Raw genomic sequence first — 14,685 nt, 5'->3', positions numbered from 1 at the left:
GATCGCCTTCCACCTGGAAAGGAAGGCGAAGGAGGGCTAGACCAGCCCCTAACCCTCCTCAATTACGTGCGAAAACTAAAGAGAAACCCGAGCATCTTTAAAAAGATGCGGGTTTCTCGACATTCTGAAGCACGTCCGGAGGACGTGCTCGTTCGTTCTTCTTCGTATCAATAAACATCCTTCATGAGCTCGAACACTTCTTCTATCGTAAGACCAAACGATTTGTAATAAGAAGCGTCGACCGCCATCTGCTGCCGAATCATAGCATTGCGCTTTCGAAGCATCTCGTCGGGGGAGAGATCGGCTACAAAGCAGCCTTTGCCGGTAACGGTGTAAATCAATTCAAGCCGCTCAAGCTCCTCCCACGCTTTCTTGACCGTGATGATGCTCACGCGCAGCTCGGTCGCCGCTTGGCGAATCGGCGGAAGGCTGTAGCCGCTTGCCAGCTCGCCCTTCAAGATCTGCGCGCTGATTTGCTCGAATAGCTGCTGATAGATCGGTTTGTCTGATGTGTTCGATATCGCGATGTTCATTACATTTCCACTTTCTCAAACCTTTTGATGGCAATATAATAAGCGATTATCGTGAAGATGGCAAATATCGCGATGCCCGCGAGTAGAATCGAATACTGGGCGGCGAGGTTATCGAGTCCCGCCCCTTTGAACAGGTCGGACACGAACGAGCTTTGAATGCCGAGCCATTCCGCTCCTCCCGCGAACAGGATGGCGGCCGTGACGGATACGATCGTCGGCGCGCCGTATTTGTACGCCGTTTTGTAGTACATGACGATGAACACGAGGTTGAAGATCGCCAGCATGACGAAGGTGAGTCCCCAGAAGCCCGGCGAAGGCGGGAAGAAAAAGTAGGTTACATTCGGATACAGGCGAGTGCTGATCAAGCCGTAGATGCTAGCTACGGCAATATGCATCAATTCCAGCAGGACGACCACGGAAACCTTGGCTTTCACGCTATCTTTTTTGGTAACCGGCAGCATGCTCGTGAAGATCAGATCGTTCTGCGTCTTATAGCCCGCGAACATATTCGGCACCGTAATAAAGCAGAAGTAAAGGGTGACCAGGAAATACAGCCATCCCGGGATCAGCATCAAGGCGCCGGTCAAAAAAGGCATGGCGTAAAAGAACGGTCCTACGCCGAGCTTTAATTCTTTCATTAGCAAATTATACATAAGCGCTCTCCTTCTTCGAGAAATAGATCATGATGTCCTCCAGGCTGGGCAAAGCCGATCTCACGTCCCATGAAGGATCGAGGTCTCTTGCGTGAATCAAGCCCGTAAAGCCGAAAGAGTTCTTCTTATAGGCGATCAGTTTACCCTCCATATCATTCAACTGGTCCGCGTTCCCGTTCACTAAGCGGTAGGTATCGATGAACGCTTCCTTCTCCGCGCTGTTAATGATCCGTCCGTTATCGATATACGTGATATAGTCCGCGCATTTCTCCAGGTCGGAGGTAATATGGGTGGAGAACAAGATGCTAATCTCGCCGTCCTGCACGAGTTCCTGGAAGATATCCAGTAATTGATCTCTTGCGACGGGATCCAGGCCGCTGGTCGGTTCGTCGAGAATGAGAAGCTTGGCGCCGTGCGAGAGAGCCAGAGCAAGTCTATATTTGACTTTCATGCCGGTTGACAGCTCGGATATTCTTTTGTTTTCGTTCAAATTGAACTTCTTCAAATAGCTGCGGTAGGCTTCTTCGTCCCAATTGCGGTAAAAGGGCTTAATGACCTTCGTCAGCGTCTTGATCTTGCTTCGGGTATAGAAGGCGATATCCCCGAACGCGGAGCCGATCTCCTGCTTCAATTCAAGCTCGTGATCGATCAGATCCTTGCCCATGATCCGGATCTCGCCGCTGTCCAGTCGGATTAAATTCAGAATGGATTTGATCGTCGTTGTTTTCCCCGCGCCATTGGCTCCGATAAAGCCCATGATGTAGCCCTTCTCCAGCTGGAATGAGACGTCCTTCAATTGAAAATGCTCGTATTTTTTATTTAGATTTTTAATTTCCAATGCCAGCATGCAGTTCCCTCCCGTGCAAATTGTGTATATCGTGCATACACAATGTATCACCGGCAGTTTGATCTTGTCAATCGCTTTTGTAAAAAAAAAGGCTGGCATCGTCCCGAGGGGAGGATATCAGCCTTACACTTGGAATGGATGGAGCGCCTAATCCTGGTGACGCTCCATGGCGGACCCCTCGCCGTACAATCTCCGGTACGCCTCCGGCGTCATTCCTTCCAGCCGCCTGAACGTGGCCACGAAGTGGCTCGGATCGCGAAAGCCCACCGCCTCTCCGATGCGGCGAACGGTCCAGTCCGGCCGGGACGGCAGCCATTCCTTCGCCTTGCGGAGCCGCAATTGAATGAGATAAGCGTAGGCCGTCTGGCCGAACAGCTCGCGGAACCTCTCGTTCAGCTGTCTTTCGCCGATGCCGAGCTGCGCCGCCATCTCCGAAAGCCCAATGTCCGGGTTGGCGAAATGCTGCTCCAGCCAATCCAACAGCGATTGGATCCGCTCCAGCCGTTTCGACATGGACGGCCGCTTGTCCGTGCGGGCGTCCGTCCGGAGCAGCGTCAGGAACCGGTACAGATCGGCGGAGTACCGCCATCCCGATGGATCGCTTCCGGTCTCCGCGAACGTCAGCAAGCTCTCCAGCTGACCGGTGATCTGATCGTGGACCGTCTCCCATTGGAACCGTTCGGCGATGCCGAAGCCCAGCGCTTGGACAATGCTGGCGGCCGAGCTTCCATGGAAGGTAATGAAGCCGGTCTGCCATTGCCCCTCCTTGGCTTCGTAACGATGAGGGACGCCGGGCGCGAGCAGGATGCCCGTGCGCTCCGGCAATCTCCAAGTCCGACCTGTCATCGACAGCTCGCCGACTCCCTCCAACGTTTGGAGCCAGTGGTAATAGGGATAACCGCTTGGCCGGTCAATCGTCTCCTGATCGTGTTTGAAGCCAATGGTCTCCAGCTGCAACGGCAGCAGCTCCGCCGGAGAGGCGGGAACGACTAGGCGCATACATATAACCTCCATATTCTTATATGAAACTTCGCTTATTTTATATTGGATATGGACAATACAGGCCATAAGATTAAAGTATCCTATGCAGTTTTATCATATAAGACGAGGTGCGAGCAAATGATCAACGCAAAAAAACCGAAAATTTGGTACGGCGGCGATTACAATCCCGACCAATGGGAGATGCCGGTCTGGGACGAGGACTTACGTCTGTTCAAGCTGGCGGGCATCGACGTGGCGACGCTGAACGTGTTTGCCTGGGCGAACAATCAGCCCGACGAAGAGACGTACGATTTCGACTGGCTCGACGAGATGATGGACAAGCTTCACGCGGACGGCGTCGGCGTCTGCCTCGCGACCAGCACGGCGGCCCATCCCGCCTGGATGGCGCGCAAATATCCGGACGTCCTGCAGGTCGATTTCGACGGCCGCAAACGCAAGTTCGGCGGACGCCACAATTCCTGTCCGAACAGCCCGACCTACCGCAAATATGCGTCCCGTATGGCAGAGAAGCTGGCGGAGCGCTACAAGAATCACCCGGCGCTGCTCATCTGGCATATTAACAACGAATACGGCGGCGCCGGCAATTGCTACTGCGACAACTGCGAATCGGCTTTCCGCGAATGGGCGAAAGCTCGTTACGGCACGCTGGAGGAGCTGAACCGCGCCTGGAATACCGCGTTCTGGGGCCATACGTTCCATGACTGGGAAGACATCGTGCTGCCAAGCGGCCTTAGCGAGGAATGGATCTCGAACGGGCGGACGAATACGAACTTCCAGGGGATCTCGCTCGATTATATGCGGTTCCATTCCGACAGCCTGCTGGAGTGCTACAAGCTGGAATTCGAAGCGGTCAAGAAGCATACGCCGGATGTTCCCGTCACGACGAATCTGATGGGCGCCTTCAAGAAGCTGGATTATCACAAATGGGCGAAGCACATGGATGTCGTGTCCTGGGACAACTATCCGCGATTCGATACTCCGCACAGCTACACCGGCATGATGCACGACCTGATGCGCGGCCTGAAGGACGGCCAGCCGTTCATGCTGATGGAGCAGACGCCGAGCCAGCAGAACTGGCAGCCGTACAACTCGCTGAAGCGTCCGGGCGTTATGCGGCTCTGGAGCTATCAGGCGGTGGCCAGAGGCGCGGATACGATTCTGTTCTTCCAGCTTCGCCGATCGATCGGCGCCTGCGAGAAATATCACGGAGCCGTCATCGAGCATGTCGGCCACGAGCATACGCGCGTATTCCGCGAGTGCGCTCAGCTTGGCGAGGAGCTCGGCAAGCTAGGCGAATCGCTGCTGGATTCCCGCGTTCAAGCTAAGGTCGCCATTCTGTTCGACTGGGAGAACTGGTGGGCGGTAGAGATGTCTAGCGGCCCGTCCATCGCTCTTCAATATGTAGACGAAGCGCATAAATTTTACGACGCGCTATATCGCGCGGGAATCGCGGCGGACGTCGTCGGCGTGGAAGCCGATCTTAGCCGCTACGAGCTTGTCGTCGCTCCCGTTATGTACATGGTGAAGCCGGGCGTGGCGGACAAGCTCGAGAAATACGTGCAGGCCGGCGGCACGTTCATCACGACATTCTTCAGCGGCATCGTCGACGAGAATGATCTGGTCAAAACGGGCGGATACCCCGGAGAGCTTCGCAAGCTTCTCGGCATTTGGGCGGAAGAGATCGATGCCCTTCTTCCGAGTCAGCGCAACCGGATCGTCGTGCCGGACGGCGCAGCCGGCTTGAAGCCGGAATACGAATGCGGCATGCTCTGCGACCTGATCCATACGGAAGGCGCCGAAGTGAAGGCGGTGTACGGCGACGATTTCTATGCAGGCATGCCGGCGCTGACCGTTAACAAGTCCGGCGCGGGCGAAGCGTGGTACCTGGCGACGAGCCCCGAAGCTTCGTTCCTCCAGGATTGGCTGTCGCAGCTGTGCGCTTCGCGCGGAATCCAGCCGATCTTGCCTTCCGTGCCGGAAGGCGTGGAGACGACGATTCGTTCCAAGGACGGCCAGGACTACTTGTTCGTGCTTAACCATAACGCGGATTCGGTTACGGTCGAGCTTGGCGGCCGGGGCGGCGCGGATCTTCTGACCGGCCGGCTGCTGGAAGGCAAGGCGGAGCTTGCGGGCCGCGATTTATGGATCGTGAAGCTGAATGCGTAGCAGGGAGGATGGGCGAGTTGAAAATACATGCGGAAGCCGTTGATTTGAAGAAAGCTCTCGGACGCGTAGCCGAGTATACGTTCGACATGGACCTCACGTGGGATTGGCCAGGCGGGGTCGCTTATTACGGCGTCAGCCGGGCGTTCGAGGTGACGGGCGAGCAAGCGTATCTCGGCCGGATGGTCGCTTGGGTGGACGAATATATCGAAGCGGGTCTGCCGGGATGGACCGTCAACACTTGCGCGATGGGGCATATGCTGATCACGCTGTACGAGCATACGAAGGACGAGAAGTACGCGGAGCTGATTCACAGCAAGCTCGACTATTTGGAGAATCATGCGCTGCGCTTCGGCGACCGGGTGCTCCAGCATACGGTGTCGGCGGGAAATGATTTCCCCGAGCAAGCTTGGGCGGATACGCTGTTCATGGCGGCTTATTTCATGCTGCGCGCAGGCATCATGTTCGACAAGAAGCATCTCGTGAACGATGCGCTGCATCAATTTTTTTGGCATATCAACTACTTGCAGGACGAGAACGACGGGCTGTGGTACCACGGCTATAACCATATCAAGAAGGATCATATGTCCGGCATTTACTGGGCGCGCGCGAACGCCTGGGCGGCGTATACGATGTCCAGGGCGGCCAAAATTTTGCCGGAGGGCTATCTGTACCCTCCGATGATGCATATCTGGAGCTCGCTGCGGGATCAGCTGGCGGCCATCAAGAAGCTGCAGAAGGAAGACGGGCTCTGGGGCACCGTGCTCGATTACCCGGAGGCTTACGGCGAAGTATCCGCGACGGCGGGCATTGCCGCCGCAATGGTCACGCAGGGCAATCCGCTGCACGCGAAGCACGTGCAGAAGGCGCTTGACGGCCTGCTGGCGAACATCTCGGACAACGGCCGCGTGCTGAACGTATCCGGGGGCACCGCCGTCATGAACGACATCGCCGGCTATCTCGGCATCGACCGGAAATGGGCTCAAGGCTGGGGACAAGGTTTGGCTCTTGCGTTTTTGGCCGCGCTCATCGACAATGAGAAGAGTAACGTAAAGAACTGATACGGCTTTTCTATTGTCAAAGGAGGCTAAACGATGTTGCTGGAACCAAAGTCGAAGCTGGTCATGATCGGCGACTCTATTACGGACTGCGAACGGGCGAGACCTCGCGGCGAAGGACTTTTTGGCGGAATCGGCAAAGGCTATGTCTCGCTTGTCGACGCGCTGCTGACGGCAGCCTATCCGGAGAATGGCATCCGGGTCGTGAATATGGGAACAAGCGGTAACACGGTTCGGGATCTGAAAGACCGCTGGCAGACGGATGTGCTGGACCTGAAGCCGGACTGGCTGTCGATCATGATCGGCATTAACGACGTATGGAGGCAGTACGATCTGCCGGCTCAGACGGAGCAGCATGTTCTTATCGAGGAGTACGAGGAGACGCTGGATGAGCTGGTCGCTCGCACGAGACCGCAGCTGCAGGGGCTTGTCCTCATGACGCCGTTCTACCTCGAGCCGAACGAGGCCGATCCGATGCGCGCCGCGATGGATCGTTACGGCGCGGTTGTCAAGAAGATAGCGGACAAGCACGATGCGCGGTTCGTCGACACGCAGGCCGCTTTTAACCGGGTGTTGGCGCATATTTATCCGGCAACGCTCGCATGGGATCGCGTGCATCCGAACATGTCGGGACATGCGGTTCTCGCCCGGGCATTCCTGCAGGCGATCGGTTACGACTATAACCGAGGTTTGTAAATCGAGAGGAGCGGTCTGGGCTCCTGCTCGCGAAATCTTGTGAAGCGCAGACGCGCACGCTCGTAAGGGAGCGTGCGCGTTTTGTTTGCGAATCAGGTTAATTTCTGTTTGATCTGCACCAGCTGATGAATGTAATAATCCAGCTGCTGCTGCGTCGTTTCCAGCTGCAGCGCTTCTCGTACAGGGTAAGGGGTTCTATATTCGTTTTCCAACGCTTCCAACGCAATAGCAGCCGCGAGAGCGGCGATTCCATCACCGAGCGCGGCAAGAGATAGTCCGATTAGCTCCAGCCTCGCGAGCTCGATTTCCCCTAATCGCTTCTGTTCTTGATCCATCGTATACCCATCCTCGTTCATAATGTACAGTGTATGCGCAGCCTTGCCTAACCGGCATTGAAATGGCCGCGATTCTTTATAAAAGGACAATTTTATAATTGTCAGAAAATTTACACAATTATGGTGTTGGCTTTATATTTCATTTACAATCCGGTGTTAAGCTTTCCTTACAAGAACGAAGAGGAGGCAGAACAAGATGACGACGATATTGATTATTTTTATATTGATTTTTGTAGGGTGGGCCATTGCAGCCATAACGGCGACTCCGAAGACGAGACGGCATCGCCTCAGAAATGGAGACTCTTCGGGCGTTTATTCGGATTCCGGCTACTCGGATTCCGGCTACTCGGATTCCGGTTATTCCGGCGGCGGCTGCGACGGTGGCGGCGGTGGCGGTGACGGCGGTGGCGGTGGGGGAGGCGACTAACCCTTGCCGAGATCTCCCGATCATGCCCGCGCGCACGGCGCTGCACTCCAGAATAGCGCCGCACATCAGAACGCGGTTGCACACCGGAAACGCCCCGCACGTCAGAACGCGGTTGCACACCGGAAACGCCGTCGCACGTCAGAACGCGGATGCACACCGGAAACGCCGCCGCACGCAAGAACGCGGTTGCACACCGGAAACGCCGCCGTGTTCAAGGGATAACGGAAAAACTTGCGCTATATGAAGACTTACGGAACGGAGAGGCGTTATTCTGCGGAAAACAGCGCTTTTGGCGGACCTAGCGGAACGGAGAGCCTTTATTGCACTTGATTTGTTTAGAAACAGCATAGAAACAAGTCAATAGCGTCGCTCAGTTCCGTTACCCTTTAAAAAAATGCCGAAATATCCGAAATAAGGGCTCTCAGTTCCCTTGCATCGCATATAGAGCCTGTCGGACGGTGCGCCCCACCATTCTCCGAAAGGGCACAGCCTCATCATTTCTATAGGCTGTGCCTTTCTTCCGTTCAAGCAGACCTTTCCAGTCGACTTCGTCGCGGCTTGGCGGTTTTTGCCGAATAAATAATCGGGAAGATGTCCTGCTTTTCACAAAACCAAGGACTTATGATTCATTGCGTTTTGTATCTTTATTCGTTCATAATATTGCTGACATCGCATGCAATAATTCAACTAAATTCCAATTTTAGGGTGATCGTTATTCCGAATACGCTCTTTTCTAATAACATGGACAAAACGCGATTCTATGAAGCGTTATTCAACCAAACCTCTGATTGTGTTGTCGTCTTTGATTTGCAGGGCCGCGTTATCGCCGTGAACAAGAAATTCGAGGAACTGCATCAGTGGGAACAGGAAGAGATTGTCGGAGAAGTGACTCCCATGGTTTCCGAGGAAGACAGCCCGAAGCTCCTCGAGATGTTTCAGCGCATCATGCAAGGGGATGAAATTTCCGGCGTGGACATTATTATGCTGCGCAAGGACGGAAACACCTTTTTCGCCAACGTGTCGCTCTTTCCGCTTAGGGACGAAGAAGGCGGAATCATCGCTTTTGTCGGGATCGGCCGGGATGTAACCGAAAATAAAAAAGCGGAAGAGCTGCTACGCAAATCGGAGAAGCTATCCGTCGTAGGCGAGCTTGCGGCGGGCATCGCGCATGAAATCCGGAATCCGTTGACTTCGCTCAAAGGATTCATGCAATTATTGAAGACGAGGAATACCGATTACGTAGATATTATGCTGGCCGAAATCGAACGGATTAACCGAATCGTAGACGAGTTCATGAGCTTGGCCAAACCGCATAGTATCCATTTTGTTAGCGTTAATTTGAACAAGCTGATTGAAGACGTCGTCTCGTTCATGCAGCCTCAAGCCCATTTGCACGGGGTGGACATGCTCGTGGAGAGCAGCGTTGATATGAGCGCGTTCACCTGCGAGCCCAACCAGATGAAGCAACTATTTATTAATTTGATCAAAAATGCGATTGAAGCCATGCCGAACGGGGGCATAGTGAGCATAGCGCTCTATCGAAACGATGAAGACAGCGTCGGAATTAAAATAGCTGACCAGGGAGAAGGCATCACGGAGGACGGCCTGGTCCGGCTGGGAGAACCGTTCTATTCCGCTAAAGAGAATGGGACGGGCTTAGGACTTGTCATCTGCCACCGGATCGTCGAGGCCCATCAAGGAACCTTGTCGTTCGAGAGTAAATTAAAGGAAGGAACGACGGTCGAGATTGTATTGCCGGTCCTTCACGTTTGAGACTTTGGGAATCGAAAAGAGCCGTATCTCGATAAAATGAGATACGGCTCTTTGTTGATTGCAACGACAGGTATTTATGCGAATACGAACAGCCGATTTTCTTACAGACTTTCATTAACTTTCGTTAATACCAAATTCTCCGCGGATCAATTATACTAATTCAGCTATGAAAAAACTTTCAAAGAACGACAATATTCGATCTTTATAGTATAGGAGTTGTGATTCTCATGTTCAAACCGAATGCAATGGCGAAGCTGGCGCTTGTCTTCGTCTTGGTCAGCGCAAGCGTCCTCGGGAACGAATGGAAGGCCGAAGCGGCTTCCGGCGGAAGCGGGACGGGCGGCGGAAGCGGGCAGGCGATCGAAGCGGCCGATCGATTCAGCGTACGCCTGAAGAGCGACGGAACCGTGTGGGCTTGGGGCAGCAACGATGCAGGTCAGCTCGGCCAAGGCTTTACGTCCGGCACGGAAAACAGCGAAGTTCAAGTACAGCAGTATGACGGCGTGCCTTTATCGCGCGTCACCAAGATCGCGTCGGGAGGCGGCAAGACGTTGGCGCTCAAGGACGACGGAACGGTATGGGCGTGGGGTCATAACGGGAACGGCGAGCTTGGCGACGGCACGACGGAGAACAAAAGCGCGGCTGTTCAGGTCCAGCAAAGTCAGGGCGGTCCGCTGAACCATATCGTCGCGATTGCCGCGGGCGACGGGCATTCCGCCGCTTTGAAGGCGGACGGCACGGTATGGACTTGGGGAGCGGACGATAGAGGCCAGCTTGGAGACGGCGGCGATGCGACCTCCCAGCCTGCGGCCGTACAAGCGCTGAATGGAGCGGACGGCTCCGTATTAGCGGAAATCATATCCATTGCGGCAGGCGGAGGGACAACCGCGGCGCTGAGCTCAAGCGGCTCTGTCTATGCATGGGGCGACAATACCTTAGGCCAGCTCGGAGACGGTACGAGGATCGACAGAGATCATGCGGGTACCGTGAAGCTTGTTAGCGGAGAATCGTTGCAGAATGTTAAAGCGATTGCGGCGGGCGAAAACCATCTGTTGGCGCTTCTCGGGAATGGCACGGTACAGGCCTGGGGCAGCAACGAAGGCGGGCAGCTGGGTACGGGAACGAGCGGCCCGGGGTCAGCAAGCGAGTATCCGGCGGAGACGCTTCTACAAGACGGCACGCCTTTACGGAACGTGATGACGATCGACGCGGGCAGCAGGCATTCTCTTGCTTTGCTGTCGGATGGAACGGTCTGGACCTGGGGGGCTAACGATGCCGGCCAGCTTGGCGACGGAACGTCGACGGCAAGGCCGCATGCGGCGCGGGCAACCGTGTCGGGCAGTACGCCGTTGAACGGAATCGTCGCAATCGCAGGCGGTTCCGGACAATCGCTCGCCATATCGGACAGCGGCGACGTATGGGCATGGGGCGCCAACGAAAGCGGTCAGCTTGGCGACGGAACAACAATCGGACGACCGCGTCCTGTCAAAGCAATGGCCAACCCCGGCGTATCGCCGAGAGCAATTGACGTATCGGCTGGAGGCTGGCATTCCGTCATGCTGCTGGATACGGGTACGGTCTGGACCTGGGGCTTTAACGAGAGTGTTCAGTTAGGGAATGGAGGCACCTATACGAATCCCCGTTATACGAACAAGCCGGTCAGAGTCGTGGAACGGAGCAACAGCTTCGAAGGAGTAACCCATATTTCGGGAGGCTTCAGGCACACGGCGGCACTGAAGAGCAACGGCACTGTCTGGACCTGGGGGGTCAATGTCCAGGGGGCGCTAGGCAACGGAAGCAATATTAACTCTTCTTCTGCAGTTCAGGCGCAAGCCGAAGGCGGAGCAGGTTTGTCCGGCTTCATTGACGTTTCGGCAGGCCATAATTTTACGATGGCGCTCAAAAGCGACGGTACGGTCTGGGCATGGGGGATGAACAGCTACGGGCAATTGGGAAACGGCGAGAGCGATTTCTACAACTATAGATCAAGAGCTGTGCAAGTCATGCAGGCAGACGGTTCACCGCTTACGAACGTCAAAGCAATTTCGAGCGGGACCGAGTTTGCGCTTGCGCTCAAGACGGACGGCACGGTATGGAGCTGGGGCAATAATTCCCGAGGGCAGCTGGGGGACGGCACCTATCAGAATATGAGAACGACGGCAGCGAACGTGAAGCTCACATCCGATTTATTCTTTACCGGTGTCAAAGAGATAAGCGCCGGCAACTCCTATTCCGTCAGCGTGCTGGCAAACGGCACCTTATGGTCATGGGGATATAATTCGAATTACGTATTAGGACACTCCACAGAAAACGGCGTCTACTGGTATCCGAGACAGCCTTATGGCGGACAATTCCGTAACGTTTCTTTCGCCGAAGCCGGATCTGCGCATACGGCCATCGGATTAGCGGATGGCTCCGTATGGAGCTGGGGACAAAACTATTACGGGATAACAGGCGACGGTACGTCCGGAGGATGGAAGACGCAGCCTGTACAGGCCGTTAAACCGGGAGGAGGCTTCAAGGCAAGCAACGTCGATATCGCAGGCCAATTCTCGCTTGCGCTTCGCAGCGACGGAACCGTATGGAGCTGGGGCTCTAATGACTCGTCGTACGGATACGGAGGGCAGCTTGGCGGCAACAGCACCAATTCGCAGTATTATCCGATTCTGGCGTATCCTTACGCGGCGGCATCCTTGTCCGAGATATCGGCAAGCAGCGCCACCGCTTCGGTCGAAGGCGGCGGCGTAACCGTTCTTGTACGGGTAAAGGATCAGGCCGGATTACCAGCGACGGAAAGCGTGGGAGTCGTCAGAATGAATAAAAACTCGTCCAGCGGAACGCTAAGCGCCGTTACGGATCACGGAGACGGTACCTATTCGGCCGTCCTAAGCTCCACGAAATCGGGAAGCATTGCCGTATCAGCGTTATTAAACGGGACCGCTATTCCGGGAAGCGTCGCCGTGCAATTCACGCCGGGGGCCGCTTCTCCCGCCGCGTCGACGATATCGGCGTCGCCGGCTGCGGTTACGGCAGACGGGATGAGCGAAAGCGCCATTACCGTTCAATTAAAAGACGCTTACGGAAACGCTCTTGCCGAAAGCGGCGGCGCAATCATGATGCAGACAACCATCGGACAATTAAGCGAACCGGAGGATCATGGCGACGGGCGCTACACGGCGACGCTGACGTCCACGACGACCGGCATCTCCACCGTAAGCGCCAGTCTGAATGGCTCGCAGCTGGCCAATACGGCCAATGTCAGCTTCGACCCGGGCGAGGCATCGCCGTTAACCTCGGTCATCACGGTGTCTTCCCCGGCTTTGCTAGCGGACGGACTCAGCAGCGGCATCGTGACGGTCCGGTTGAAGGACGAATACGGCAACGACTTGAGAACAAGCGGCGGCACGGTCGTAATGGGGACGACGGGCGGCACGATCGGGATCGTTACCGATCATAACGATGGTACGTACACCGCGGCCATAACGGCGCCGAATGCGGTAGGCAGCGCGACGATTAGCGCCGCCTTGGGCGGCCAGCCGCTCGCGAATACGGCAACGGTGCAATTCGAAGGGTCCAATTACGCGATGCTGGCTTCGATCGAAGTAGACGGCACCCTTGTAGAGGGGTTTAATCCGCTCGATACGGAGTATACGATTGCGGTGCCGCATCAGAAGAAAACCGCTGCCGTAACCGCCGCGGCCCACGACGCAGGGGCGACATTGACCATAACCGGAAGCAAGGATCTGGTTGTAGGGGACAATTTGTTTACGATTCAGGTGACGGCGCAGGACGGTCAGACGGTTGCGAACTACACCGTTATCCTTCAGCGCGCGCCGTCCGATAACGCGAATTTGAGCGAAATTCGGATCGATGGACAACCCGTTCCGGATTTCGATCAAGAAGTAACCGAATACACGGTTACGGTTCCGCATACGAAGCAATCGGTAAGCGTCACGGCATCCGTATACCAAGCCGGGGCAACGGCGGTCGTATGGGGAGACGGCAGCCTGGACTATGGCTCCAATGAAGTGACCATTAACGTGACCGCGCAAGACGGAGTTGCCGCCCGGACCTACACGGTTAACATTGTGAGAGACAATCCTCCGCCTCCTCCGCCTTCAGGCGAAGGTGCACCGCAACTCTCCGGCAATGCAAGGCTCGGCAATATCGGATTATCAGCAGGAACGTTGGAGCCGGTGTTCGACCCTGGCCGGTTCGACTATACGCTGCGCCTTGCTGGACGGGATTCTTCGATCACGCTAAGTCCGGACGCTGCCGGACCTGATGCCCGTATCTTGGTGAACGGAAATTCCGTTATGCAAGGTCAGCCTGTAATGGTTCCCCTGCCTGGCGAACGGACGGTGATTCAGATAACCGTCATCGCGCCGAACGGAGCGCGTCTCGTCTATACCATTCAGGTGGAGAACCACGATTCGGAGGCGGAGCAAGTGCCGGAGACAAGCTGCAAGCAGTCGAGCTTCGATTTCTCCGACATGAACAAGCATTGGGCGCATGAAGCCGTTGAACAAGCAGCTTGCGGGGGGATCGTAACCGGTTATGAGGACGGCCAATTCAAGCCGGACGAGATCGTGAGCCGCGCGGAGTTCGTCGTCATGCTGGCGAGAGCGATGGATTGGAAGGGCCAGGCGAACGCTTCTGTATTCACGGATGGCGGAATCATCCCGGATTGGGCAGCCGAGGCAACGGATTATGCCGTACAGGCCGAGGTGATCGCGGGCTACGAAGACGGCACGTTCCGGCCTGAGCTGCCGGTTACGCGAGCGCAGGTAGCCGTCATGGCCGTGCGGGCGCTCGGCTTGTCTCCGAAGCCAACAAACGGGTTCGCTTTCGCCGACAGCGCCGACATTCCGGAATGGGCGAAAGCCTCGGTTGGCGCAGCGCTCGAAGCGGAACTTATGCAGGGAAGAGGAGGCGGGGTGTTCGCGCCGAACGCCGAGCTGACGCGGGCGGAAGCGGCGGTCATTATGCTTCGCTTATCTTCTCGCATATCCGAGAGCAACGAATAGACAAACAAAGAGCCGTATTCGCAGCGGAATACGGCTCTTTGCTATTCGTACGCCCAGCATGGGCGTCATCTCTAGGGTGAAAGTCCCGAACGGGGGCTGGCGAACGCCTACCGTTAGCCAAGAGCAAGGGTGTCCGTCGCGAGGCGGAATCTGAAGGAAGCTGGAGGCAAA

The 14,685-nt window shown here is 55.8% G+C and carries 11 protein-coding genes; 6 read left to right on the top strand and 5 right to left on the bottom strand.

Annotated elements, in window-relative coordinates; all coding sequences use genetic code 11:
- Window positions 1-167 precede the first annotated feature (167 nt).
- From NQZ67_RS29680 to NQZ67_RS29665, 4 genes are all read right to left on the bottom strand, one after another.
- Window positions 168-533: a GntR family transcriptional regulator gene (locus NQZ67_RS29680; protein WP_257453111.1), complete on the bottom strand. Its 366-nt coding sequence runs from the start codon at window positions 531-533 to the stop codon at window positions 168-170.
- The gene (locus NQZ67_RS29675; RefSeq protein ID WP_257453107.1) at window positions 533-1,186 is read right to left on the bottom strand and encodes an ABC-2 transporter permease; all 654 of its coding nucleotides are present in this window, start codon (window positions 1,184-1,186) and stop codon (window positions 533-535) included. The genes NQZ67_RS29680 and NQZ67_RS29675 overlap by 1 nt, the downstream gene beginning before the upstream one ends.
- Window positions 1,179-2,033 (bottom strand): ABC transporter ATP-binding protein, encoded by an 855-nt coding sequence (locus NQZ67_RS29670; RefSeq protein WP_257453104.1) that lies wholly within the window; start codon window positions 2,031-2,033, stop codon window positions 1,179-1,181. The genes NQZ67_RS29675 and NQZ67_RS29670 overlap by 8 nt, the downstream gene beginning before the upstream one ends.
- A gap of 147 nt (window positions 2,034-2,180) precedes the next feature.
- Window positions 2,181-3,032 (bottom strand): AraC family transcriptional regulator, encoded by an 852-nt coding sequence (locus NQZ67_RS29665; protein ID WP_257453103.1) that lies wholly within the window; start codon window positions 3,030-3,032, stop codon window positions 2,181-2,183.
- A gap of 120 nt (window positions 3,033-3,152) precedes the next feature.
- Here NQZ67_RS29665 and NQZ67_RS29660 point away from each other — a divergent pair, with 120 nt between their 5' ends.
- The 3 genes from NQZ67_RS29660 to NQZ67_RS29650 are packed head-to-tail and all read left to right on the top strand — an operon-like array spanning window position 3,153 to window position 6,952.
- The gene (locus NQZ67_RS29660; protein ID WP_257453101.1) at window positions 3,153-5,201 is read left to right on the top strand and encodes a beta-galactosidase; all 2,049 of its coding nucleotides are present in this window, start codon (window positions 3,153-3,155) and stop codon (window positions 5,199-5,201) included.
- Window positions 5,202-5,218: 17 nt separating this feature from the next.
- Window positions 5,219-6,259, top strand: a complete 1,041-nt coding sequence (locus NQZ67_RS29655; RefSeq protein WP_371825376.1) for a glycoside hydrolase family 88/105 protein — start codon at window positions 5,219-5,221, stop codon at window positions 6,257-6,259.
- Window positions 6,260-6,292: 33 nt separating this feature from the next.
- On the top strand, window positions 6,293-6,952 hold the full coding sequence (locus NQZ67_RS29650; RefSeq protein ID WP_257453096.1) for an SGNH/GDSL hydrolase family protein: 660 nt from the start codon (window positions 6,293-6,295) through the stop codon (window positions 6,950-6,952).
- A gap of 92 nt (window positions 6,953-7,044) precedes the next feature.
- On the opposite strand, the gene NQZ67_RS29645 is transcribed toward NQZ67_RS29650, so the two are convergent.
- A complete protein-coding gene (locus NQZ67_RS29645; RefSeq protein WP_257453094.1) occupies window positions 7,045-7,287 on the bottom strand; it encodes a translation initiation factor 2 in 243 nt (80 codons plus the stop codon).
- A 196-nt stretch (window positions 7,288-7,483) separates the two neighbouring features.
- Between NQZ67_RS29645 and NQZ67_RS29640 the strand changes: the two genes are divergently transcribed.
- From NQZ67_RS29640 to NQZ67_RS29630, 3 genes are all read left to right on the top strand, one after another.
- Window positions 7,484-7,714, top strand: a complete 231-nt coding sequence (locus NQZ67_RS29640) for a hypothetical protein (protein WP_257453092.1) — start codon at window positions 7,484-7,486, stop codon at window positions 7,712-7,714.
- A gap of 741 nt (window positions 7,715-8,455) precedes the next feature.
- Window positions 8,456-9,487: an ATP-binding protein gene (locus tag NQZ67_RS29635; RefSeq protein WP_257453090.1), complete on the top strand. Its 1,032-nt coding sequence runs from the start codon at window positions 8,456-8,458 to the stop codon at window positions 9,485-9,487.
- Window positions 9,488-9,714: 227 nt separating this feature from the next.
- The gene (locus tag NQZ67_RS29630) at window positions 9,715-14,514 is read left to right on the top strand and encodes an RCC1 domain-containing protein (RefSeq protein ID WP_257453088.1); all 4,800 of its coding nucleotides are present in this window, start codon (window positions 9,715-9,717) and stop codon (window positions 14,512-14,514) included.
- Window positions 14,515-14,685 lie beyond the last annotated feature (171 nt).

Origin of the sequence: Paenibacillus soyae, assembly GCF_024623455.1 — a bacterium.
Taxonomy (GTDB): Bacteria; Bacillota; Bacilli; order Paenibacillales; family Paenibacillaceae; genus Pristimantibacillus; species Pristimantibacillus soyae.
The sequence above is the reverse complement of the archived record's forward strand: the minus strand, read 5'-3'. Positions and strand labels throughout refer to the sequence as shown.